Origin of the sequence: Aliiglaciecola sp. 3_MG-2023 (assembly GCF_030548205.1) — a bacterium.
In the GTDB taxonomy this organism is placed as follows: domain Bacteria; phylum Pseudomonadota; class Gammaproteobacteria; order Enterobacterales; family Alteromonadaceae; genus Aliiglaciecola.
The window spans coordinates 43,678-67,183 of record NZ_JAUORV010000005.1 but is presented as its reverse complement, the minus strand read 5'-3'; the positions used below and the strand labels follow the sequence as shown (position 1 = coordinate 67,183).

The window sequence follows — 23,506 nt, the reverse complement described above, 5'->3', positions numbered from 1 at the left end:
AAGGCAACAACACTTGATGTGTTGTTGCCTATTTCGCGCATAGTTAGAACTTGTAGCGAGCTCCCAATTGATAGCGTGCACCTAAATCTGTTGCATACCATAGCTGGGTTTCGTTACGAGCGTGTTCACGTATGTCTTCTTCAGTAATATTTAAACCTTCAAAAAATACCGTGAATTGATCGTTAATATCATAGCTGACGTTGACATCGAGTTGCGTATAAGACTCTACATAACGAGGGTTATTGGAACTACCTTTGTTCACCTCAGCCAAATATTTATCTCGCCAATTAAGGGCAAGGCGAGCTTGGAAGCCGTCTTTTTCATACATCGCCACAAGGTTAGCAGTATCACTTAACCCCACTAAAGCAAATTGCGATTGATTTGGATCAGCTTCATTATCAAAGCCCACATCTCCACGTACCACCGTATAATTTGCCTGCACACCAAATCCACTATCACCAAAGAAATGTTGTACCGCGAATTCAGCCCCATAGATTTTTGCTGCGCGATTATTATCGGGGGTGTTGGTGCGGAAAATGACTTCTGGGTCATCTTCATTGGCAAGCAAGTCCCAACCATCTGTTTCAGCTAGTTGTTGAATTTGCTCTGGTGTACCCGTGTAATCATCCGCACCGCCAGGAAACGCTTCCGGTTGACTGAGTAACACCATCATCGCGTAAAGAGAAGTATCATCTAGTGCGATATTACGATCAGCTAACGCTTGCGCTGCCGCTTCGGCACGGGGTCCACCGGTGACATCACGAATACCCAATAACGGTTGGTCAACTTGGCGGCTACCTAAGAAATTAACCACATCTTTTTGGAACAATCCAGCTGACACATAACTCGTTTCATCGTAGTACCACTCTAAGGATAAATCGACGTTAGATGATTCCAGTGGTAATAAAGCAGGATTTGACGCATCCGCCGTAGGTTGCGCGCCCAATAGTGTTGAACCGCCACCACCAGCAAAGTTTGAAGCAGAGACCCCTAAACTACCAAAACCTGCTCGAGCAATCGTTTTGCTATAAGAGAAACGACCAATTAAGTCATCCTGGATTTCCAATCTTAAATCTAAACTAGGTAATAAAAAGTCATAATCGCTATCCGCTGAAACATAACTTGTTTCCGAACCATCAACATAGGCAACTACGTCATTATTGTCTTCCCATTGGAAATAGTTACGACTAATCAATGATGTGGAAGTAACATCCGTAGTTTCATAACGAATACCGGTAAGGATGCTAAAGGGCATTTTGCCAATTTCACCTTCCAAGGATACCTGCACGTACGCAGCTAATGTATCTTCTTGAATCGTATCATCGAATGACAACGCATCTTCTACACCGCTTGGGATCCCTGGATAGAGGGCTTCAGCTGCCGTATATAAATCAGCGGCATTGGCAATAAATCCGTATCCACCAGATCGAGTGGTAAAGTCATCAAACTCACCAGGCAAATCAAAAGGTTGGATCAAATCACCGAACTCACCCGGATTCGCCACCCCCCAATTCCCCAAGGCAATATTGTTACCTGCGGTTTGGAATGAACGAGACTCCATCTCGCGAGCTTCTAAACCGAAATCGAAATGACCACTGTCGAGGAAGTAAGTAGCATCAAGTTTATATTGAGTAATACTCGACTTTTGGCTGGCGTTTCTAATACGGGCAATTGACGATCCGACGTCTCCTGCATCCACCTGACCGTTATTGTTAGCGCCGCGAATACTGTCATCATAAACATTGCTATAAGTGGGTAAATCAGCATCCCAAAACCATTCTCTAGAGACGACGGTTGGCGCGCCTAAACCCACGGCTAACTCGCCAGATCCTCTAGGTCCGGTGCCGCGACTGTGCATGGTTGAATCGTGAGCATCAAAAACTATTTTGAAATCATCATTCACGTTGTATTCGAAATTGACCCCAACCGAATCAAGAGTATTGGTTTGTTCACGCCATTGCTGCTCATAGCCTTCATCAACGCCTCCGGCATAACTCTCGGAAATATAAATAGGCGTTTTTACGGCAGAGTTATCGAACTCAACGGTGCCCGTATTGGTTCCAATTTGTAGCCAGTTACCAATTTCTCCGCGCTGTTCGACAATTTCATTTTCGGCAAAGGTGTAATCAACTGATGCCTTAAAATCATCGGTGGGGGCGAACTGCAAAGTGAGTTGCATATTGTCGCGAGTTCTTTGAGTATTTGAAAAAGCATAGCGGATATCATTAGGGCGAGCATACAACTGCCCTTGTTCTGGAGCATTAACATAATTGGCGTCAGCGTTGTTCCACATTCTATCTGGGTCTGCAATGTCATCCCAATAGTCAATATTCCAATTATTTACTGTTGCCCCTGTATAACCTGAGTCACGTTCTTGATGAACAGCCGACAAACTAACACCAAAGGTTTTGTCGTCATTGGCGTAACTCATAATGGCTGAAAGCTCCGGGGTTAAATCATCGCCGGTTCGATTAGTTGTATCATGCACGGCTTTTGCACCTACAGTGGCAACAAAACCTTCTTGGTCCATAGGTTTAGCGGTGATGATATTAATGGTTGCACCTATTCCACCAGTAGCGATATTGGCTTTCCCCGTTTTGTATACTTCAACGGCCCTAATACTCTCTGAGGCAAGGTTTGCAAAATCAAATGAACGAGTGTTTCCACCTTTGGTGGTTCCGTCAGCCCCTGTGCCTGCTCCATAGGTTATCGCCGCCGGCATAGTTCGACCATTCAAGGTGATCATGTTGTTTCCGCCACCAAAACCACGAACCGTCACTTCAGACCCTTCACCATTGGTGCGACTGATGGAGACCCCCGTAATACGTTGTAACGATTCTGCTAGGTTTGTATCTGGGAATTTACCGATATCTTCAGCAGAAATAGCGTCAACAACCCCCGCTGATGAGCGTTTTATTGCAGCAGCCTCTTGTAAACTACCGCGTAATCCCGTTACTTGTATTACCTCTAAGTCTTCAGCTTCTTGCGCAACAAGTGGTGCACACATTGAAGCTCCTAAAACGAGCGACAGACTCTTTGCTAGATGGGTTTTTGCAAACCTTATTTTAGTCATGTTGTTTTCTCCCAAAAAACTAACTTGATAGTACTCATTACTACACTTTTACCCGCGCACTTCCTGCTCTTGCCACCCAAAGGTTGTAAAATTATTGTAATAACAAGCAAATGTAAGCGCTTTCATTAGGATAGAGTACGAAAAAGAGACCGTCAACTCATAATCATCCAATTCTGAAAAATTATTAACTAACCGTTTACAACTAAATCGATATAGCAACAATGCTTGAAAACCAAAAAACCCATTAGAAACATCAACTAAAGATTGTAATTAAGCATTTATTATTTACTCGCCCGTCTGTAAAAATTAAATTTACCAAATCGAAAAAAGCAATAATTTTAACTAATAGTTAACATCAATCCCTGTTTCTTTGATATTTAGTATTTCTTTTTTATAGATTCGTTTGTTAACTATTTGTATGCCAATGTTTGATAGCTAATGCTATAAATTCAAGCTGGGAAGGAATTAAAATTTACTCACAAAGTCAAAATATACTATTCAACTGACCTGGATCAATGTGGCTTTTTCAATACCTGATTAAATATCGCAAAAGGGTTTTGAACAATAAGAGGCAACCTTCATGACTAACACCAAGGTAATGACATTGCTTAAAATGGTCATGTTCACGGGGTTGGGGTTAATTATGCTTGGGGTTTATTTACACCTTTTTAGTCAAACCATTGAAGAAATGGGAATACAAGGAATTATAATTAGTGCAGCCTGCGTTGCAGTGGGGATGGTTATGTCACTTCCGACTAAAATGATCATTACATTTATATTGGTTAAACGGGAATCAGAAGGGGTAAACCGTATTTTGAATAGCAAAGGTTAAACACAATGACATTTTAAAAGAATTTATGTGTCTATCTATTGACTAATTTTCATTCGATTATATACTGTATATGTATACAGTTAAAATAGAGAGGATGTTATGACAAATGAATTAGTTAACCTGCACGATTCAATATGTGAGTCCGCTCGTTGTCAAATACAACAACAAAGAGTCAGTCAAAAAAACCAAGATAAAGCGACACGCGACAAACAATTCGAGAGCTTTATCAATCGCTTAGATAATCTACGAATGTTGGCGAAATCAAAAAATAAAAACACCAATACAGGGCGCAGAGTGCAGACTAGCTTCGCTTTTTAAATTGGGCTTTTAGGTTGGCTTTGTAGACTTGGTGTATAAGATTACTTAAAAAGTATAAATGCTAAATAGAGCTGGATTACCCAGCTCTTAGATTTTCAATACGCTTTTCCAGCGGTGGATGGCTTGCAAATAGTTTTTGTATTTTCCCCGCGTTAATGGCAAAAGCGGCCATTTCATCAGGCATATCAGGGGTTCCTTGGAAGCTCTTCAACTTCCCTAAAGCAGCAATCATATTTGCCTTTCCTGCGAGTTTTGCACCACCTTCATCGGCTCTGAACTCTCTGTACCGAGAAAACCACATCACTAGGGTCATCGCTAAAAAGCCAAGAATAATTTCAGCAATAATAGAGACAATCCAAAAAGCCGGTCCATGACCTCTCTCTACTTTGAATACGACTCGATCAACAATGTGTCCTATAACCCGAGATAAGAAAACCACAAAGGTGTTCACAACCCCTTGAATTAACGTCATGGTTACCATATCACCGTTTGCTACGTGGCTAACTTCGTGAGCCAATACCGCTTCCACTTCATTTTTACTCATCTGCGCAAGGAGTCCGGTACTAACTGCGACTAACGCATTATTTCGATTCCAGCCAGTAGCAAAAGCATTAGGCGATGGGCTATTGAAAAGACCAACCTCAGGCATGCCTATTCCAGCCATTTCAGCTTGTCTACGCACGGTATCGACTAGCCAACGCTGGGTAGTATCGGACGGCTGTTCAATAACATGAACGCCCATAGACCGCTTAGCCATAAACTTAGATAAGAACAAAGAAATGAACGCGCCGCTAAAACCGATAACACCTGAATAGATCATTAACGCAGTTAGATCTAAATCAACCCCATTTTCTGCTAGTAAGCCTTGGAAACCAAAAAGGCTAAATGTCAGACTTAATAATGCAATAATGGCTATATTTGTGCCTAGAAATAGAAATATTCTTAACATTCAGTACTCCTTTAATACAGAGGGAATTCCCAACTGAATTTAGTTACCAGTAGTCACGGTTAGAAAAGTTAAGAAACAAATCCACCGATTGCTCTTAATATGGGTCTTTAACTAAGTTGTGCAATATATATTAATACTATTTTTTAAAATTTTTAGATGCTTATTCATGTAAACTTAGACGAAATATTAGTTTTGCTTCAATTCATACAAACTAGCGTATCTACAAATATGGGAAATTTGTTATTATTTGACCTAGAATTGTCACTTATTGTTAGTTAGAACAGACTAAAAAGAGTTAAACTCTCTAAATAAGTCAGATTACAGCGAAGATAAATAACAATTACAAAGTAAATTGTTGTTCAGTATCAATAACTCGCTATAATTTGTTATTCTTTATTGAGCGTTAGAATTTAAATTTAGATCGTTGGAGATTATTGTGAAATTAAAAGCGTTGTTGAGCGTGTTAGTAGGAAGTTTGTTGATGTTTGCCGTACAAGCGCAAAACATGTCTGAGGAAGATATCAAATCCCGCATCGAACCTGTAGGTTCAGTTCATGTTGCAGGTGCGAAAGCCGACTCAGCAGCTGCTTCAGGCCCTCGCTCCGGTGAAGACATTTATAATACCGCTTGTTTCGCTTGTCATGCATCTGGCGTGCTAAACGCTCCCAAACTTCACGATGCTGCAGATTGGTCACCGCGTTTAGAAAAAGGGTTAGATGAAGTTTTGCATAACGCATTAAACGGACTCGGTTCTATGCCTCCAAGAGGAACCTGTGGCGATTGCTCAGATGATGATATTAAAGCAGCAATTGAATACATGATTGAAGGTGTCTAACTTTAGTTGGTTGTATTAGTGCAGGGTTCTTTGAAGTTAATCTTTTATCGGATTAAATGTATTGTCTAAAGACTTTGATACAGACCAATTAACTGTTGAGGAACTGCGGGAAATAATCCCACAACTTCAGCAGTTAACAGAAAAATATAAGCGCTCTGAGCACATTCAAAGAGCGCTTTTTGACATATCTGAATTAGCGGGTTCTATCAGCGAACTTTCAAGCCTATATGCGGCTATTCACGAAATCATCGGTCAATTCATGAATGCCCAAAACTTTTTTGTTGCACTCTACGAAAAAGATGATGAATTTGTAGAATTCCCATACTTTGTTGACCAATTCGATGAAAGTGTCATTAAGCAAATTCCAGCTAAAGATTTACTCGGTGGTATTGCAGGTTATATCCTAAAAACTGGCCAGCATTTATTTTTAAGCGAAGAAAACTTCGAAGCAGAATCAAAAAAACGTAACTTCAAAACCATTGGGAAAACCCCCGTAGATCTGATTGGTGTCCCCCTAAAACGTGGCAATAAAGTCATTGGCGCAATGGTGGTTCAAAGTTACGACAAAGCGGTTCGATATGTAAAAGACGAACTAGATTTGCTGTTATTTGTATCGCAGCATATTGTAAATGCTCTAGATAGAGTCAAAAGCAGGGAATTAACAGAGCAAACAATTCGCGAAAGAACTAAACAACTTCGTGAAATTAACGATGAACTTCAAGATGAGATTTTAGAACGACAAAAAGTTGAATCTTTGCAACAAGCCCTTTTCGAAATTTCCGAAATCGCCGCTTCGGTGGAGGGGGAAATGTCTGATTTCTATGCTAGTTTACACGATATTCTAGCCAGACTACTGAGCGCTCCGAACTGTTATGTGGCGATAATTAACGAAAAAAATAACACCTTAGAGTTTCCCTATTACAGCGATGAATTAAATGATTTTATCAAGTCAAGACCAATGAGTAATGGCCTCACTGAGTTTGTCTTGCGTTCGGGTAAAGCAGAATTAATAGACGCCGAACGAGTCACTGATTTAGCGGTTGAAAACCAACTAGATCACACCACAGTCAATAACATGATTAAACATAACAACTCATGGATAGGCTCTCCTCTTTATGTGGATGGGGTTATCTCTGGGGTTATCGCGGTTCAAACCTACAGTAAAGATTCGAAGTACACCCTTAGAGATCTAGAGTTATTAAAATTCGTTTCTCACCATATTGCTGTTGCTATCGAGCGTAAACAAACGGCAGAAGCCATTCAAAAGTACAACGTACAACTCAGTCGCAAAGTCCGTGAACGCACAGACGAATTACACCAAACTAATTTGTATCTAAAGAAGCAAATTGAAGAGCGTAAAGAAATCGAATTAAAACTTATTCATGATGCACATCATGATGCACTCACTGGCCTCCCAAATAGAGTCATGTTTAACAGTCGACTGGAGTTAGCTGTTGCGAATAAAAACAGATATCCTGAACATCAATTTGCGGTTTTATTCATAGATTTAGATAGATTCAAACAAATCAATGATAGCTTAGGTCACCATACTGGCGATCAGTTCTTAATTGAAGTATCTAAACGTATCTCTAAATGCATCCGCGCTCACGACCTATTAGCGAGATTAGGCGGTGATGAGTTTGTTATTCTGTTAGATAGTTTTGACGACTTTAGTGATGTTGAGGAAGTCGCCAGTCGTATCATTCAAACTCTGTCTATTCCTTTCACCTTTGATAATAAAGAAATGTTCTCTGGTGCCAGTATTGGAATAGCAAATATTGAAAAGGGTTATGAAACCGCTGATGAATTGCTCCGGGATGCGGACGCGGCTATGTACCAGGCTAAAGCACTTGGTAGAGGGCGTTATGTGATATTCGATACGAGCATGCGTCAAAAATTACTGGAAGAACTGGAGTTAGAGAACGAATTCAGGAAAACCCTGAATGAAGAGAACTTCGATTCTCAAATTCAACCCATTGTAAATTTTCAAACGAATTCAGTGTTGTATCACGAATTTTTCGTGCGCTGGATCCATCCAACAATGGGTAAAATTAAACGCGAGAAGTTCTGGAAAGTTGCCCAAGGTAGCGGATTAACGGTAGAGATCGATAACTTTATGTTAGACCAAGCGGTTAAGATTCTACAGCACTGGAAGAAAGTCGGCGATAACGAAACACACCGCAAAATCGCCATTAATTTATCAATAAATCATTTATCCCAAACTCGATTAGTGAATCAAATAATTGAAAGAGTAAAATCAACTAATATTGACCCTTCTAATTTAGTTTTTGAGTTTGATGAAAATGAACTTAATCTTCGCTCAACTTTTATGCTTCCAGCGATTAAAAAACTGAAACGTTCAGGTGTTACTCTGGTGTTAGATAACTTCGGGAGCGGCCTTGCTTCTTTAAGCTACTTATATAGCTATCCATTTGATTACGTTAAGATTGATCATAAATTCGTCAAATCAATCACTCGCTCAAAGCGGAATTACAATTTAATTCGCTCAGTACTAGCCATATCCAGCCAGTTATCCTTTAAGCTTATTGCTGAAGGGATTGAAAATGAAGAACAATATAACGCGTTAGTGGATGCAGGATGCACTTTAGGTCAGGGCCACTTTATCGAGTCTCCCGTTAGCATGACGTCAGTTTTACAACAAAATTCACTTCCCGCTAGCTAAAATATTTCGTAAATTCGCGATACCAGTCTGACCTTTCTGTTGGCGAACTTCAGCACTATCTTTGACCTTTTTATGTTCCCAAATAATATCATCTTGAGGTAGCTCATATAGGAAACGACTTGGCTCAGGCTGAATCACCTCTCCGAATTGCCGACGTTCTTTACTCAAGGTAAAAAATAGCTCCTTTTGTGCTCGGGTAATACCGACATAAGTTAGCCGACGTTCCTCTTCGATATTATTTTCATCAATACTACTTTGATGTGGCAATAAGCCCTCTTCCATACCAACCATGAAAACATAAGGAAACTCGAGCCCTTTGGATGCATGTAATGTCATCAGTTGCACTTGATCTGATTCTTCGGCATCTTCATTACGCTCCATCATATCTCGCAATATTAGTCGATTCACAACCTCAGACAAAGTCATTGGCGGATCTAACTCGTTTCCTTCGAGCATATCGCTTATCCAGCCAAAAAGAGTACTGATATTCGCCATTGCCATTTCAGCAGCTTTAGGACTGGTGCTCGACTCATATAGCCACTCTTCATACTGCATGGCCTTGATCATGCCACGAATCGCGGCAATACCGTCGCCACGAATAGCATTGTCTGAAGCCTCAACAATCCAGCGACTAAATGCCTCTATATTTTGCTGAGCTTTTCCACTTAAAACACTGTGCAACTGTGGGTGGCAAGCCGCTTCAAAAATAGAGCACCCCAACTGATTCGCGAAACTCCCCAACTTTTCTAAGCTAACACGTCCAATGCCACGAGTTGGTGTATTGATAACCCGTAGTAGCGCGTTGTCATCATCCTGGTTGACTAGCAATCTTAGGTAAGCCATCAAATCTTTTACTTCAGTTCGACCGAAAAATGACATACCTCCATTTATTTTGTATGGAATACGATTACTCATTAGAATTTTTTCAAATAAGCGAGATTGGTGGTTTCCCCGATACAGAATTGCATAATCCTTGAATTGGGTATTTTTCATAAACTTATGGGCGAGTAGTTCGGCAACCACCCGTTCTGCTTCATGCTCTTCATTTTTGGCAATCAACACTTTAAGAGGCTCACCATAACCTAATTCTGAGAACAATCGTTTTTCAAAAACATGGGGGTTATTTTGAATAAGAATATTTGCTGTATGTAGGATCCGTTCTGAAGAGCGATAATTTTGTTCTAGTTTTACCAACTTTAAGTTGGGAAAGTCTTGTTGTAAAAGGGCCAGATTTTGTGGTCTAGCTCCACGCCACGAATAAATAGATTGATCATCATCACCCACAACCGTAAACCTAGCGCGTTCTCCAACTAACAACCTGACTAATTCATACTGACTAGTATTGGTATCTTGGTATTCATCAACCAACAGGTATTTAATTTTGTTTTGCCATTTTTGCCGCACCTCTTGGTTATTTTGCAATAACAAGGTTGGCATCAGTATCAAATCATCAAAGTCTAAGGCGTTATAGGCTTTAAGGTGGGTCTGATACTCATGGTAAACTTTTGCGAACTCTACTTCTCCAGGAGATAGCGCCCGCTTTTGCAACTGCTCAGGCAAAATTAAGTCGTTTTTCCAATTGGAAATACACGACTGCAATAAATTCAGCTGCTCTTTATCACCATCTAAAGAGTCTTCAGTTAGGTCTTTTAACAACGCCATAGTGTCTTTGTCATCAAACAAAGAAAAGCCAGGTTTAATTCCCAAGCTACGGAACTCTGACTTTATGATATTCAGCCCCATGGTGTGGAAAGTAGAAACTTTGAGGCCCCGAGCATCTTTTTTGCCCATGGTTTGAGCTACACGTTCCTTCATTTCTCTAGCAGCTTTATTAGTAAAGGTTACCGCTGCAATTTGACGGGCAGGAATACCACATTCTTGTACCAAATAAGCGATTTTATTGGTAATAACTCGGGTTTTACCACTGCCCGCGCCGGCAAGCACTAAGCAGGGTCCAGAGATAAATTTAACAGCTTGATTTTGACCGTCGTTGAGTTTCATGGGAGCGTCTTTTAAATATGGCCGGGAATTGTAAAAAAATAACAGTGGAATTACTAGCCTCGTCAGTCCAAATCAGCTGTTTTACTGCAAATGCAGCAACTTCAACACACCTCTGATACAATCATATTTTTATATGGAGACTCTACCCATGTTGGACCCAAAAAAACTGGAAGATATTGCGAAGCAAATCACCGATTCAATTCCACCAGGTGTAAAAACTATGGCTGAAGGGGCTGAAGCCAAGGTCAAACAAGTACTTCAATCCCAATTGAGCCGACTAGAATTTGTTAGCAGAGAGGAATTTGATGTACAAAGTCAGGTTCTTATTCGCACGCGGGAAAAGCTTGAAGCCTTAGAAGCTCGCCTAGAAAAATTAGAAAATCCGGCTCATTCTGCTGACGAAAATTAAGATATTTTCAACCGGAAGTTACAGCCAATAGTGGCAAAGCATGCCTATCGCGACAATCATTCCAGCATAGTGATTGTTTAGGAATGCTTGAAAACAATTGGCTCTGATTCGGTCTTTTATTAAATACTGTTGATAAATAAAAAGTCCAGCCATAACCAAAAGCGACATATACATTGGCCAAGTCATATTTAAGGTGTAGGCAACAAATCCAAGTAACACTAAGGTAACCAGTTGCGTAATGCCTATGGCTAATTTATCAGCTTGAGCAAATAACACTGCAGTAGACTTCACCCCAATCTGCAAATCATCATCTCGGTCTACCATGGCATATTCAGTATCATATCCCACTGTCCAAATAACATTGATAAAGAAAAGTACCCAGCCAATCCAATGAATTTGTTCATTTACTGCCATAAATGCCATAGGAATTGCCCAACTAAATGCTGCTCCAAGCACCACCTGTGGAAGATTGGTAAACCGCTTCATAAAGGGATAAATAGAAGCGAGTGCTAACGCACCAAATGACAAAAGTATGGTTTGGTAATTTAGAGTTAATACAAGTAAAAAGGAAATAAAGACAAGCACAGAAAAAAATAATAACGCCTCTTTCTCTGTCACTTCTCCACTAACTAACGGACGAGACTTAGTACGTTCAACTTTCCCGTCAACGTGGCGATCGGCGTAATCATTAATAACGCAACCTGCGCTGCGCATGGCAAAAACACCCGCAATAAACACGACCACTATTTCCAATGGAGGATAGCCCTCACCAGCGATTAACAACGCCCATAATGTTGGCCATAGCAATAAATAGCTGCCTATGGGTTTGTCCATTCGAGCTAATCTAACAAAAGCGTTAAATTTACTTTTTGTCATATTGAACTCTGTTTGGAATAGGCTGGACAATCTGGTAAAAAAATCTCAGCCACCATTAACTGCAATTGGTTAAAGTCAAACAACGAACGACGCCCCCAAAGAGGTTGTTCTTCAGTTGCCCTAATGAAATCTGTAAAGTGTAACGTATTAGGCAGCTTCAACAATTGAAAGGGACTACGTGAAAATCGGCTATCATTGAAAATAATTTTGCCCAATGGTTTGTTACCTAATTCCGCCAAATCCATTTCGCACAATTGTTGCGGTAAGACTGACCGTGCAAATACCCAAGGCTGGCCGTTACCATATAAAATCACTTCTCTGACTTGCCACTGCAGATCTTGAGAGTGAGGATTATGGGAAGTTAATTGCGTTAACTCCTCAGGTTCAGGCCGCATCTGCCGTTGCCCAATTAATTCAACCTTAAAATCTGCACAGTGTGATTGCAAACGTTCGGTAAGAGAACCTGTATCTAAAAGCCAGTTTTTCAAATAGGGATCTGCCACAGGTAAGTCATCTGCGGACACCCAATTTGCTGGAATTGAAACGGGAAAGTGAGTTTGTTGAATCAAAATTGCGCTAAGTCTATGAAAATGTGACGCTATCATACCAATAGCTGTTAACATACTGAAGACAATAGAGTGAGAAGATCTATAGTCACAGTGTAAAGATTGTAATTTTCACTTTGTAACTAACAAATGCGTTAGATTAATTCTCAACACTTGTTAAACTAAAGTTATCTGCATTGGCTGTTAATGTCGCCAATGAATTTGATAATTATAAAATTCGAGACAACAATATGAAATCTGTGTTTTTTGCGTGTATTTTAGCGATTACTTCAAGTCAATTTATCGGTTCAGCTCAAGCTCAATCGAATTTTGCGTACTATGGCTTGGAACCAGATATTGTCACCAATTTTTTAGGTTCGAATGCGACCAATTTAGGTTTTGTTCGCACTACCATAGAGCTAATGTTAGAAGATGCTGATTACATTGAAGCTATTGAACATCATTCTCCATTATTACGCGCGACTGTAATTGACATACTTGGTAGGCAACCTAAAGATAAAGTAAAGTCTCTTACTGGTAGAGAGGATTTCCGCAGAAGCAGTCTAGAGCAACTAAGAGAATTGATGGAGAAAGAAACCGGCAAGCCTATGATAAAAGACATCATCATCACTAAGTTTATTGTTCAAGGCGGATAAATGATCCCCCGATACACGAATGGATTAGCGACGTTTTAGGGTGTTTTGGGTAAAAAACACATAGCACCAGGCAATAGCACAACCACAGACTAATCCTAATGTATGGGCAGTATTGGCAACCGACACCCACAATAAATCAACATAGCCTAAAACCAACCATATTAGCGAAAAACCTATAATATAGTTAGGCAAAGCAAGTCCCCATTGAGGTCTAAGCCAACCACACCACCAAACAAAGCCGATAATTCCGTAAACAACACCAGACAATCCACCAAAATCAGGGCCTGACATTAACAATTGACCAATGTTAGGAATAATTGCGGTTACAATGAAAATCAATAGTAACGTACTAGAACCAAACTTTTGTTCGATGCCTTTACCAGCCAGCCACCACCAAAGCAGATTAAAGATAATGTGCATTTCATCAAAGTGAATAAATGCAGGGGTGATGGTGCGCCACCATTGTCCAGTTTCAACGAGTAAAGACCATGGCAGCAACATCATGTTTTCTCTTACCCAAATAAAGCCACCAGCGATTGAACTAAGGTAAACGAGTACACAAATCCCCATGATCAACCACGTAACCGGAGTTTGCTGAAACATACTCCAACTTATTTTTGGAAATACCGATTGCCGAGCTTCTCGTGCCTCACGAAAAATTTGCTGTTCCGTTTCCCAAGCTCGTTGCTGATATTTAGGATCAGTTGGATTATCAACAAACTCTTTAACGATAAAAGCGGCTTCCTGGAGACAAGAAGGGTCATCTAACAAAACTTGATGATTGAGATCACCTTCCGTGTAAGCATAGCTAGCTGGAATATTCTGACTGATTAAATAAGTAACCAACAGCAATGCTGGACTTTCATGGCCAAAACTAACTAATTCAAGTGATTTGCTCAAAATTTTATTCTGCGTCCCCGGTTACGAAAGGTAAGCTAGCTCTCCAGGCCTCGAAACCACCATCCATACTATAAACTTGTTCAAAGCCCTGATGGATCAAGAATTGTGCGGCTTGCTGACTACTAATACCGTGATAACAACAAACGATAACAGGCGTTTCGAACTCCGTTTCTGACATAAATTGCTGCAAACTACCATTAGTTAAATGTACTGCACCTTCAACATGACCAGCTGCAAATGATTGCTCATCACGAATATCGACTAATCGCGCTTTTTTATCAGCCAAAAGCCCTTGCGTTTGCTCTACGGAAATATGTTCAAACTGCTCCAAATCGCCCCCTTATCTACTTTTATTGTTTATGCTTACCAATTTAAAATTACTTTACCCGATTTGCCCGATTCCATTGCATCAAAACCTTGTTGAAAGTCATCGATATCAAACTGATGGGTAATTATGGGATCTAAGTTCAGTCCGGACTGCAATAGACTTGCCATTTTATACCAAGTTTCGAACATTTCACGACCATAAACACCTTTTATGATTAGGCCTTTAAAAATCACTTGGTTCCAATCTATCGCCACATCCTTTGGTGGGATACCTAACATCGCAACTTTACCACCATTGTTCATTTTAGCTAGCATATCTCGTAATGCGGAAGGGACACCTGACATTTCAAGACCAACGTCAAACCCTTCAGACATCCCTAGCTCTTGCATCACCTCTTCTAAGCTTTGATTGGCAACATTCACCGCGCGTGTTGCCCCCATTTTATTAGCTAAGTCTAAGCGATAATCATTGATATCGGTAATAACCACGTGCCGTGCACCAACATGTTTAGCCACAGCAGCAGCCATAATACCAATGGGGCCAGCGCCGGTAATCAACACATCTTCGCCGACTAAATCAAATGACAAAGCGGTATGAACTGCGTTGCCAAAAGGGTCGAAAATCGACGCCAGTTCGTCACTAATGTTGTCGGGGATTTTAAATGCATTAAATGCAGGGATCACCAGATATTCCGCAAAAGCACCTGGACGATTGACACCCACACCTTCGGTATTGCGACAAAGGTGGCGTCTACCAGCACGACAGTTTCGACAGTGACCACAAGTTATGTGCCCCTCTCCTGAAACTCTGTCCCCTGGTTTAAAACCCCGAACTTCTTGCCCCATTTCAACCACAACACCCACATACTCATGACCAACAATCATAGGCACAGGGATCGTTTTTTGTGACCAATCGTCCCACTGATAAATATGCATGTCCGTGCCGCAAATTGCGGTTTTATTAATTTTGATTAAAAGATCATTGTGACCGACCTCAGGTACCGGAGCATCGTTCATCCAAATCCCTTTTTCAGGGTAAAGTTTAGCTAATGATTTCATTGGATCACCTTTAATTCCCTGCCTACATCGATAAAGGCATCAATTGCCTGATCAACTTGTTCGATTGTATGAGCGGCAGACATTTGAGTGCGAATTCTAGCTTGCCCTTTAGGCACAACCGGAAAAGAAAATCCAACTACATACACGCCACGTTCTAACATTTTATCCGCCATTTCACTGGCCAATTTGGCATCGCCCAACATTACAGGAATAATTGCATGGTCTTTGCCTGACAAGGTGAATCCCGCTTTTTCCATACGAGTGCGGAAGTGCTTAGCATTTCGATTAAGCTGTTGACGCAATTCATGACCTTGCTCAAGCATTGAAAACACTTTGAGTGACGCTGCGACAATCGGAGGCGCAACAGAATTAGAAAAAAGATAAGGACGAGAGCGTTGACGTAGCCAATCAATCACTTCCTTTTTACCTGAGGTGTAACCTCCAGATGCACCACCTAGTGCTTTTCCGAGGGTGCCGGTAATAATATCGACTCGTCCCATAACATCGTTATATTCATGGCTCCCACGTCCATTTTCTCCGACAAAGCCAGTAGCATGGCAATCATCCACCATAACCATTGCATCGTATTTGTCAGCCAAATCGCAAATACTATGTAAATCAGCTATCACACCATCCATAGAGAAAACGCCATCAGTGGCAATAAGTTTGAAACGAGCGCCGTCTTTTTCAGCTTGGATTAATTGCGCTTCTAATGCTTGCATATCGTTATTAGCGTAACGATAGCGCTTAGCTTTGCATAGGCGCACGCCATCAATGATACTGGCGTGATTCAAAGCATCTGAGATAATGGCATCTTCAGGGCCCATGATAGTCTCGAATAGTCCCCCATTCGCATCAAAACACGATGGATACAAGATGGTATCTTGCATTCCTAAAAAATCACTGATTTTTTGTTCCAACTGCTTATGAATATCTTGAGTTCCGCAGATAAAACGCACTGAAGCCATGCCAAAACCATGTTCATCTAATCCCACCTTTGCCGCGTCAATTAAAGACTGATGATTGGCTAAACCAAGATAATTATTGGCACAAAAATTAAGTACATGCTTGTCATTTTGCACCACAATATCAGCCTTCTGAGCAGAAGTGATAACACGTTCGGATTTGTACAGCCCGTCGTGTTTAACTTGTTCGATTTGCTGACTTAGATGTTGATAAAATGCTTGGCTCATGATGCCCCCAAATGAATTAGATGGCGCTATATTAAAAGATATTTTCTTAAGATAATATGGTTCATCACTGCTTTAATGTTAATTATTAGATAAACCGTTGTGTAATGTTTTAATTACATAATCAGGAGAAGGGATTAGATTCAAGATGGGAGCTAACGACTTTCACCGTCTAAGGCAAGTATTATTCAGACTGGCCATATTGCCAGATTCCATTTTTACAATACTTTTGTAATTCCTCAAACAACAAATCCTCGGGAATAGGTTTAGCAATATAAAAACCTTGAGCCATATTACAATCAAACTGCTTAAGCAGATCTATTTGCAATTGCTCTTCAATTCCTTCAGCTATCACTTTCATTTTTAAGTTTTGCACCATGGATACCGTAGAAGACACAATCTGCCTGTCAGAATCATTGGTAAGCATGCCATCAATAAAAGCGCGATCTATTTTAATAAAAGTCGCAGGCATAGTTTTTAAATAACTTAATGATGAATAGCCAGTGCCGAAGTCATCAATAGAGATTAAAAAGCCTTTATCTATTAATGATTGCATAATATCGGTGGTACGTTGAATATCGTTTACCAACGTCCGTTCAGTTAACTCCAATTCAATCAAACTGGGTTTTAATCCGGAACTATTAATCTTCTCTTCCAAATACGGGACTAAATCAGGATCGAGGAATTGAATACCTGCTAAGTTGATGGCTATTTTAAGCTCAGGATATCCGTTTTGTCTAAACCCTTGAAGAAGATCAAAGGCATTTTCAATACACCAATACCCTAAAGTAAGCATAAACTCGGTATTTTCCAAAATAGGGATAAAGTATCCTGGTGAAACAGGCCCCCTGTCAGGATGATTCCATCGCAACAATGCCTCAAAGCCCATTAAACGCCCAGTTTTCAATTCTATTTGTGGTTGCAACGAAAAACTAAAATTATCATTTATTAAGGCTATTCTAGCTTCATCTTCTAGGGCGACCTTATCGATAGCGTTTTTCGACATGGATTCAATATACAACTTAATGCAATTCCCACCATCACCTTTAGCATGGTACATTGCAATGTCTGCACAACGAATCAGCTCATTAACATTGGTTTCAGCCGAGCTTGTATGGGCGAATCCAACACTAGTAGACACATAAAAACGTAACTGAGCTACATTAATTGGGGCTCTGAAGCGGTCGAGGAGTTTCTCGGCCACTTTGATAGCACTTTTTATGTCTTCTACATTATTCAATAATATGGCAAATTCATCCCCACCAAGGCGACACACGATACCGTTATCATCAACAACGCTTTGAAAGCGACTTGCCGCTTCCCTTAATAGTTCATCACCAATAGTATGTCCGTAACTATCATTAACTTTCTTAAAATCATCTAGGTCGAACATCATTAGTACTATGAATTTTTCACTCTCAACTAACTTTGCTAAGGCCTCCTTGATTTTGATAACCAACATATTTCGATTCGGCAAATTTGTTAGTTGATCATACATGGCCATTTTTTCAAGTTCGTTGGTTTTAGTGGACACTTCTTCATCAAGCTGCTCAAGGCGATCAGCTAATTTATTGGCGGATTCATTAAGGGTATCGAGTTCATCTTCATAATAGTGTTCAGTCACTCGGCTTTTGAGTCTAAATTGTTGATAATCTCGCAATGCTAACAATGGTAAGCGCTCAGTAAAATCAACTAAGCGTTTGCGAACATTGTTACTAATCAGATAAAACAACAACATGGCCAAAACAAAAACAATGGATGCAACTATGATTATGGTTTGTTTATAGGCCAAATGAGCCACCATCATTGGCGTAATGTCATAAGCAGCTAAAATGTAATCGTCATCCGCACTGGTTGTCGACATGGGTATGACGACTACAAAATAATGATTATCTTCAAGGGTTAGTGGTGCGCCTTTAACAAGAAGCTCATCGATAGTTAAATCGTTAGGAAATGCATTAATCAACGATTTAAATAAAGCTTGATGTTTACCTGCTAGGGGCTCTCTTATTTCAATATCTTGCGCGTTTTTAGTCTGGCGATTAAAAGGAATATATGAAAGGGCAAGGGTGGCATCTGTTGACTGATTGAGAAAGGCTAAGGTATCGATAAGACTTAAACTTAATGTAATAACAGCGGTGTTTCCATCAGCCTGAAGCAGAGGAATAGATAAAATTTGTGAACAAAGACGCTCACAAAACGTACTTTCCTTAGAGACCTGATTTTCGAAAACATATTCAGTATTTTTTTGTATGTGCTGCGGTACTTGGGATACAGAAGAGAAAATTATATTTTTTTGATGATCAAAAAGCCAACCTTGTTCAACTTGCATGTTCAATTGCAAAAATTCAAACCGGGAAGAAAAGGTATTGCCTAACGCCCTAATCGGTTGAGACTCGTTCTGGTGCAGTTGAACCAATATTTCAACCCAAGATTCAATGCGGCTGAGAGACATTTTATTCAGTAGTAGATATTGGCTTTGGTTTTGATGCTTAATTTCTTGTTGTTTGAGTAAAAAATCCTGGTTGGTTTTCTGTAACCACAGAAAAGACATGGATATTCCTAATGTTAAAAGAAATATTAACAATAACAGTAGCATTTTGTTTGTGAGGCTAAGAAAAGGCTTCATAATTAGAACCAATGGGCGAGTTGCACACCCCAAATATTCCAATATTTACGGTCATTTTGCATTGTATTAGGCATAAAAACAGGTGCTAAACGACCTGTCCCTTTAACCCGGTGAAATTCAGCTTGTAGCTGCCAATCATCTGCAAATGTCCAACTCACTCCTAAAGTAAATTGGTCTTGAAATCCAAAGTATGCGGGGACTTCACCATTAGATTCTGCTGCTCGGACTTCGCCATCCCGGTCATTCCTATCTAAATCAAATATGTCTAATCGAGTGGTTAAAGCCAGATCCTTATTGATAAAATAGCGCCCTTGGATGTAGCCCCCCTCAGCTTGAGTGTTAGTGTTAAATCCTGCAAAAATCAAATTAGAATATACGCTTCTTTCTCTAAACAATTCGACTGCCAATAACCAATTTTGGGTCTCATAGGTTCCCTGCAGAATTAGCCGTTGAATTTGTCCTTCACCATTGATAAAAAAATCTTCATCACCACTATTATATTCGAATTTAGAATCCAACAAACCAGCACTCAATCTCAAAGCCTGATCATGCCAAACCAAGTTACCTTGATGTACGAATTTTTGCTCAATGTCGCCTGTGGCAATAGGTGCGATTAAATTTTTAGTTTGCTCTTCGCTAATTGGCGAGCTTCCATAGCTCCAATTAAACTCCCAATCCCCCCAGGCATTGCTTGTGTTGGCAACAACAGCCGCCCCATCCACACCTAAGGCAACATCTCGAAATGCGTCAAAATAGATAGATTGAGGCAATATGATGGTAGGTCTTGTATGGGGTACATCTCGCGTGGACGAATATAGCCAGTGATAATTTTTCACTCGACCTAGATGCACATTAACTTGCCAATCTAAATTGGTAATAGCTCGCCAATCAAGAAAAAGATAATCGACACGTAAACCTTCTGGATAACGGTTACCGCCATTTAAATAGACAACCTGTCCTGCCAATCGAAAGTTAGAGTTTTCTAAGGTATATGAGCCATTTAGGCCCACCTCCGTTAGTTTGAGGGTAAAATCGCCATCATCATCAATATAGTTAGAATGTTCTCCTTGAATAATTCCCTGTGCAACAAACCCTCGCCAATTGAAATTATCTGAACTTTTCGCAGCAAACGAAGCTGTCAAAAGGATAAACCCCAGTAGAACTAGCAAATTAACCGATATTTTCATTTGCTATTCTCCATAATCCGTATTGTTTTAACGCTTTCAGTACTAGAGCCGTCAAGCATATACCCTATAGCACCGGGTGTGGTACTCACTTTTTTTAGCATTTCTTGGACGTTGTCTAGCTCAATAGGTTTATCTCCTAACCCTGAGTAAGCTAGCTTATTCCAAAGCCTTTCGATTTGATAAGGGAACATTCTAAGCACATTTTTACAAAGAGCTTGATGAGTAGGGTTTTCGGTTTTCAACACGAACACAGTAATAGCCTGGCCATCAGGCCAAACCGTTTGTCTCATGGAAAATATTTTGCGCAATTGAGCAGGAGTTAATTCTTCAGTCTTAACATCAATGTTCACAATAACATTGACTGTCCTGTCTTCTGCAAAAGCCGCAGTTGCTAACATGGTCATTAAAATAAAAGTGACGTTAGCCAATCTACTTAACAATCCTTTCCCCTTTCCTCTAAAAGCAGGATTTCTCCTGAGAAATTAAGATTAGTTTATGTTTTTAGAACTTGCGCATGCTTTTTTAGGTTAATATTAGTTTTGACTACTTTTTTTAACCCTTTCGGCTAAAAAGTAATAGTTAACAGTAAAATAACGACTTTATATAAACATATTCTACTAGAGTATAATATTTACCAGCATGACTCAATCACCGATGCCGCAATCTATCAAGCTAAAAATTAGCCGTTGGCTCTATTCTTTAATCTTGTCCTGCGCCACTCCTATTTTATTTATACACTGGTTAATCAAATTTAGTTTTCGCAAAAAACATTTTAATTTGCATCGTTTAAATCGCTTCGCTATTTATCCTCAAAAAGTTAGACAAAGCGAAATTTTAATTCATTGTGTTTCCGTGGGAGAAGTAGCTGTAGCTGCTCGCTTAATCGATACCTTGTTAATTGCCAGCCCCACACTAAGTGTAACTGTTACTACCACCACCCCAACGGGTGCGGCTAACGTGAAGAACTTATTAGGTGAGAAAGTACAGCACCTGTATTTACCCATTGACCTAGGGTGGATGATGAGTCGGTTGTTCAATCAAGTCCGCCCTAAAAAAGTGCTGGTTGTGGAAGTAGAGTTATGGCCAAATATGATAAGACAGTGTGCTAAAAAGCATATCCCAATATTGTTAGTCAACGGCAGAATGACCGATCGCTCTGTTCGCGGTTACCAGAAACTGTCACTTTTGATTGTGCCTATGCTGCAATCCATCAACCATGTGTGCGTCCAGTCCCAGAGAGATTACGATAATTACTTGAGCTTGGGCGTTCCTGCCCATAAACTGACAATTACTGGCAATATCAAGTTTGAATTAGACAATAGCATTAGCGGGATTGCTGAACCTTTAGTTTCTCAGTTTAAGGCTGAAAATAGAAAAATACTGATTGCTGGGAGTACCCACGACCCTGAGGAAAAGATTCTACTCGATGCAGCGAAATCCCTCATTGGTCAGTTTCCTGAATTGTTATTAATGATAGTTCCGCGCCACCCTCAACGTTTTGACAAAGTCTATGAACTACTCAAAAACGCCGGTTTAAATATCATGAGAACATCACAAAAAAGCCTGCCTCAGGAGCAAAACTTACAGCCTCATATTGACATTGTTTTAGTCGACCAAATGGGAGTTTTAACTGACCTATATCATTACGCAGACTTCGCATTTATCGGCGGCAGCATAGCAGTAAGGGGTGGACACAATCCACTGGAAGCGGCTGTAGCGGGTATTCCGACAATGATGGGAAATAGCACCCATAATAACCCCGTTATATGTGAAGCGCTGAAAACCAGTGGTAATCTATTTTCTGTAAATAGTAGTGAAGATGTTGTGCAAACCGTGCGTCACTGGTTGATTGATGAAAACGCACGTATTGCCGCCGGTCAGAAAGGGTATGATGTGGTCAAAGCTAACAAAGGTGCGCTGCAAAGAACCATTGCATTAATCGATGCTCATTAACCTTGAAGCGACAAGAGTTCATCCACTTTCGCTTTAACCCTTTCCACTTCGATGAATTTCATTAAATCTTGACCTTTTGCCCGAGTCCCCCAAGGTAGCTGCTGCCAGGTTTTTCCTGTTTGTTGTAAAATCATCTCATCATAAACAGATACCACGTATTGCAAACTCGAATAAGGGCCGGTTCTGCGCGGGTTACTATGTGCGTAAAGCCCAATTACCTGGGTACCCACAGCCGTGGCCATGTGTGCAGGACCGGTATCAGGAGCAACAACTAAATTCGCATATTTAAGCACTGCAAGCATCTGCTTTAAGGACGTTTTGCCGATCAGGTTGGTCACTTTGTGCTGACAATGGGATGTTATTTGCTCACCTAGGCTTTTATCTAAATCAGCTGGTCCGCCACACAATACAACTTGCATTCCTTTTTGAGTTAAATAATCAGCGATAGCCGCGTAGCGCTCTGGCAACCAATTTCTTTCAGCTTTGCTAGCCGCGGGACTGATCACTGCATAAGATTTTAGCTCAGCATGTAAATCTTGAGCCATGGCTTGCTCGTCTGCACTCATTGGAATAGACCAACTCAATTGGTTAGTTGCTGGTACTCCAATGCTATCGGCAAAGCCCATAAACCCTTCTAATACATGGGCATGCTGCTGAGGGGCAATACGCTGATTAGCAAATAACCAATGTAATTCTTTGCTTCGCGCCCAATCAAAACCTATCTTTGTTTTTGCATTAATGAGTCTAGCCGCCCAGTTAGCTCTAAAGGCCACCTGCATCAAAAACAAAGCGTCAAACTTTTCCCCATTCAGATCATCTTTTAATTTGGAATAAGCTTCTTTACCCATTTTTTTATCAAAAATGATGAAACGGACGTTTGGCATATCTTTCAACAACTGATATTCCACCTTACCGATAATCCAAGTAATTTGAATATTAGGAGCATGTTTGACGATACGATCAACCATAGCTACGGCATGGCAGACATCACCAATTGCGGATAGACGCAGTAGACAGAGTTTTTGGACATTCACAATAGTAAATTCGATTGCTGCTGTAATATGGGTGCAATTTCATTACAATT

The 23,506-nt window shown here is 40.4% G+C and carries 20 protein-coding genes; 7 read left to right on the top strand and 13 right to left on the bottom strand.

Annotated features, from left to right (window positions below; all coding sequences use genetic code 11):
• Positions 1-43: 43 nt before the first annotated feature.
• Positions 44-3,073, bottom strand: coding sequence for a TonB-dependent receptor (locus Q4574_RS07035; RefSeq protein ID WP_303472967.1), 3,030 nt, complete (start codon positions 3,071-3,073; stop codon positions 44-46).
• 580 nt (positions 3,074-3,653) lie between these two features.
• Between Q4574_RS07035 and Q4574_RS07030 the strand changes: the two genes are divergently transcribed.
• Together Q4574_RS07030 and Q4574_RS07025 are read left to right on the top strand one after the other, a co-directional pair.
• Complete coding sequence (locus Q4574_RS07030) at positions 3,654-3,905, top strand: hypothetical protein (protein ID WP_303472966.1); 252 nt, start codon at positions 3,654-3,656, stop codon at positions 3,903-3,905.
• A 99-nt stretch (positions 3,906-4,004) separates the two neighbouring features.
• Positions 4,005-4,223, top strand: a complete 219-nt coding sequence (locus Q4574_RS07025) for a hypothetical protein (protein ID WP_303472964.1) — start codon at positions 4,005-4,007, stop codon at positions 4,221-4,223.
• Between the two features lie 76 nt (positions 4,224-4,299).
• Here the strand turns inward: Q4574_RS07025 and htpX are convergent, their stop codons facing one another.
• Entirely contained in the window at positions 4,300-5,172 is an 873-nt protein-coding gene (gene htpX, locus Q4574_RS07020) for a protease HtpX (protein ID WP_303472963.1), read from the bottom strand.
• A gap of 436 nt (positions 5,173-5,608) precedes the next feature.
• Here htpX and Q4574_RS07015 point away from each other — a divergent pair, with 436 nt between their 5' ends.
• Together Q4574_RS07015 and Q4574_RS07010 are read left to right on the top strand one after the other, a co-directional pair.
• A complete protein-coding gene (locus tag Q4574_RS07015; RefSeq protein ID WP_303472961.1) occupies positions 5,609-6,007 on the top strand; it encodes a cytochrome c5 family protein in 399 nt (132 codons plus the stop codon).
• A gap of 61 nt (positions 6,008-6,068) precedes the next feature.
• Positions 6,069-8,690: an EAL domain-containing protein gene (locus tag Q4574_RS07010; protein ID WP_303472958.1), complete on the top strand. Its 2,622-nt coding sequence runs from the start codon at positions 6,069-6,071 to the stop codon at positions 8,688-8,690.
• On the opposite strand, the gene rep is transcribed toward Q4574_RS07010, so the two are convergent.
• A complete protein-coding gene (gene rep / locus Q4574_RS07005; RefSeq protein ID WP_303472956.1) occupies positions 8,673-10,691 on the bottom strand; it encodes a DNA helicase Rep in 2,019 nt (672 codons plus the stop codon). The two genes, Q4574_RS07010 and rep, sit on opposite strands and share 18 nt — an antisense overlap.
• A 148-nt stretch (positions 10,692-10,839) precedes the next feature.
• Here rep and Q4574_RS07000 point away from each other — a divergent pair, with 148 nt between their 5' ends.
• Positions 10,840-11,100: an accessory factor UbiK family protein gene (locus Q4574_RS07000; RefSeq protein WP_303472954.1), complete on the top strand. Its 261-nt coding sequence runs from the start codon at positions 10,840-10,842 to the stop codon at positions 11,098-11,100.
• 18 nt (positions 11,101-11,118) lie between these two features.
• Here Q4574_RS07000 and ubiA read toward each other — a convergent pair whose 3' ends face one another.
• Together ubiA and Q4574_RS06990 are read right to left on the bottom strand one after the other, a co-directional pair.
• Complete coding sequence (gene ubiA / locus Q4574_RS06995) at positions 11,119-11,976, bottom strand: 4-hydroxybenzoate octaprenyltransferase (protein ID WP_303472952.1); 858 nt, start codon at positions 11,974-11,976, stop codon at positions 11,119-11,121.
• Complete coding sequence (locus tag Q4574_RS06990) at positions 11,973-12,581, bottom strand: chorismate lyase (RefSeq protein ID WP_303472950.1); 609 nt, start codon at positions 12,579-12,581, stop codon at positions 11,973-11,975. Before Q4574_RS06990 ends, ubiA begins: the two co-directional genes overlap by 4 nt.
• A 191-nt stretch (positions 12,582-12,772) precedes the next feature.
• Between Q4574_RS06990 and Q4574_RS06985 the strand changes: the two genes are divergently transcribed.
• Positions 12,773-13,177: a flagellar basal body-associated protein FliL gene (locus Q4574_RS06985; RefSeq protein WP_303473373.1), complete on the top strand. Its 405-nt coding sequence runs from the start codon at positions 12,773-12,775 to the stop codon at positions 13,175-13,177.
• A 24-nt stretch (positions 13,178-13,201) separates the two neighbouring features.
• Here Q4574_RS06985 and glpG read toward each other — a convergent pair whose 3' ends face one another.
• The 7 genes from glpG to Q4574_RS06950 all read right to left on the bottom strand — a co-directional run bounded on the left by glpG (position 13,202) and on the right by Q4574_RS06950 (position 20,909).
• Positions 13,202-14,077 carry a rhomboid family intramembrane serine protease GlpG gene (glpG, locus tag Q4574_RS06980; protein WP_303472948.1) on the bottom strand — a complete coding sequence of 292 codons (876 nt, stop codon included), beginning with the start codon at positions 14,075-14,077 and terminating at the stop codon, positions 13,202-13,204.
• 4 nt (positions 14,078-14,081) lie between these two features.
• Positions 14,082-14,408, bottom strand: a complete 327-nt coding sequence (gene glpE, locus Q4574_RS06975; protein WP_303472946.1) for a thiosulfate sulfurtransferase GlpE — start codon at positions 14,406-14,408, stop codon at positions 14,082-14,084.
• 32 nt (positions 14,409-14,440) lie between these two features.
• Positions 14,441-15,463 carry an L-threonine 3-dehydrogenase gene (gene tdh / locus Q4574_RS06970; RefSeq protein WP_303472944.1) on the bottom strand — a complete coding sequence of 341 codons (1,023 nt, stop codon included), beginning with the start codon at positions 15,461-15,463 and terminating at the stop codon, positions 14,441-14,443.
• Positions 15,460-16,656, bottom strand: a complete 1,197-nt coding sequence (locus Q4574_RS06965; RefSeq protein ID WP_303472942.1) for a glycine C-acetyltransferase — start codon at positions 16,654-16,656, stop codon at positions 15,460-15,462. Before Q4574_RS06965 ends, tdh begins: the two co-directional genes overlap by 4 nt.
• Positions 16,657-16,837: 181 nt before the next feature.
• Positions 16,838-19,207, bottom strand: coding sequence for a bifunctional diguanylate cyclase/phosphodiesterase (locus Q4574_RS06960; RefSeq protein ID WP_303472940.1), 2,370 nt, complete (start codon positions 19,205-19,207; stop codon positions 16,838-16,840).
• A gap of 77 nt (positions 19,208-19,284) precedes the next feature.
• Positions 19,285-20,469 carry a TonB-dependent receptor gene (locus tag Q4574_RS06955; RefSeq protein WP_303472938.1) on the bottom strand — a complete coding sequence of 395 codons (1,185 nt, stop codon included), beginning with the start codon at positions 20,467-20,469 and terminating at the stop codon, positions 19,285-19,287.
• Positions 20,466-20,909 (bottom strand): hypothetical protein, encoded by a 444-nt coding sequence (locus Q4574_RS06950; protein WP_303472936.1) that lies wholly within the window; start codon positions 20,907-20,909, stop codon positions 20,466-20,468. Before Q4574_RS06950 ends, Q4574_RS06955 begins: the two co-directional genes overlap by 4 nt.
• Before the next feature lie 337 nt (positions 20,910-21,246).
• On the opposite strand from Q4574_RS06950, the gene Q4574_RS06945 reads away from it, so the two are divergent.
• Entirely contained in the window at positions 21,247-22,422 is a 1,176-nt protein-coding gene (locus tag Q4574_RS06945) for a 3-deoxy-D-manno-octulosonic acid transferase (protein ID WP_303472934.1), read from the top strand.
• Here the strand turns inward: Q4574_RS06945 and Q4574_RS06940 are convergent.
• Positions 22,419-23,456, bottom strand: coding sequence for a glycosyltransferase family 9 protein (locus Q4574_RS06940; protein ID WP_303472932.1), 1,038 nt, complete (start codon positions 23,454-23,456; stop codon positions 22,419-22,421). The two genes, Q4574_RS06945 and Q4574_RS06940, sit on opposite strands and share 4 nt — an antisense overlap.
• Between the last annotated feature and the right edge of the window lie 50 nt (positions 23,457-23,506).

What these genes read in the sequence shown, in the direction of transcription:
- Q4574_RS07035 (WP_303472967.1), bottom strand. Translation starts at nt 3,073, where the DNA reads ATGACTAAAATAAGGTTTGCAAAAACCCATCTAGCAAAGAGTCTGTCG.
- Q4574_RS07030 (WP_303472966.1), top strand. Translation starts at nt 3,654, where the DNA reads ATGACTAACACCAAGGTAATGACATTGCTTAAAATGGTCATGTTCACG.
- Q4574_RS07025 (WP_303472964.1), top strand. Translation starts at nt 4,005, where the DNA reads ATGACAAATGAATTAGTTAACCTGCACGATTCAATATGTGAGTCCGCT.
- htpX (WP_303472963.1), bottom strand. Translation starts at nt 5,172, where the DNA reads ATGTTAAGAATATTTCTATTTCTAGGCACAAATATAGCCATTATTGCA.
- rep (WP_303472956.1), bottom strand. Translation starts at nt 10,691, where the DNA reads ATGAAACTCAACGACGGTCAAAATCAAGCTGTTAAATTTATCTCTGGA.
- Q4574_RS07000 (WP_303472954.1), top strand. Translation starts at nt 10,840, where the DNA reads ATGTTGGACCCAAAAAAACTGGAAGATATTGCGAAGCAAATCACCGAT.
- ubiA (WP_303472952.1), bottom strand. Translation starts at nt 11,976, where the DNA reads ATGACAAAAAGTAAATTTAACGCTTTTGTTAGATTAGCTCGAATGGAC.
- Q4574_RS06990 (WP_303472950.1), bottom strand. Translation starts at nt 12,581, where the DNA reads ATGATAGCGTCACATTTTCATAGACTTAGCGCAATTTTGATTCAACAA.
- Q4574_RS06985 (WP_303473373.1), top strand. Translation starts at nt 12,773, where the DNA reads ATGAAATCTGTGTTTTTTGCGTGTATTTTAGCGATTACTTCAAGTCAA.
- tdh (WP_303472944.1), bottom strand. Translation starts at nt 15,463, where the DNA reads ATGAAATCATTAGCTAAACTTTACCCTGAAAAAGGGATTTGGATGAAC.
- Q4574_RS06965 (WP_303472942.1), bottom strand. Translation starts at nt 16,656, where the DNA reads ATGAGCCAAGCATTTTATCAACATCTAAGTCAGCAAATCGAACAAGTT.
- Q4574_RS06960 (WP_303472940.1), bottom strand. Translation starts at nt 19,207, where the DNA reads ATGTCTTTTCTGTGGTTACAGAAAACCAACCAGGATTTTTTACTCAAA.
- Q4574_RS06955 (WP_303472938.1), bottom strand. Translation starts at nt 20,469, where the DNA reads ATGAAAATATCGGTTAATTTGCTAGTTCTACTGGGGTTTATCCTTTTG.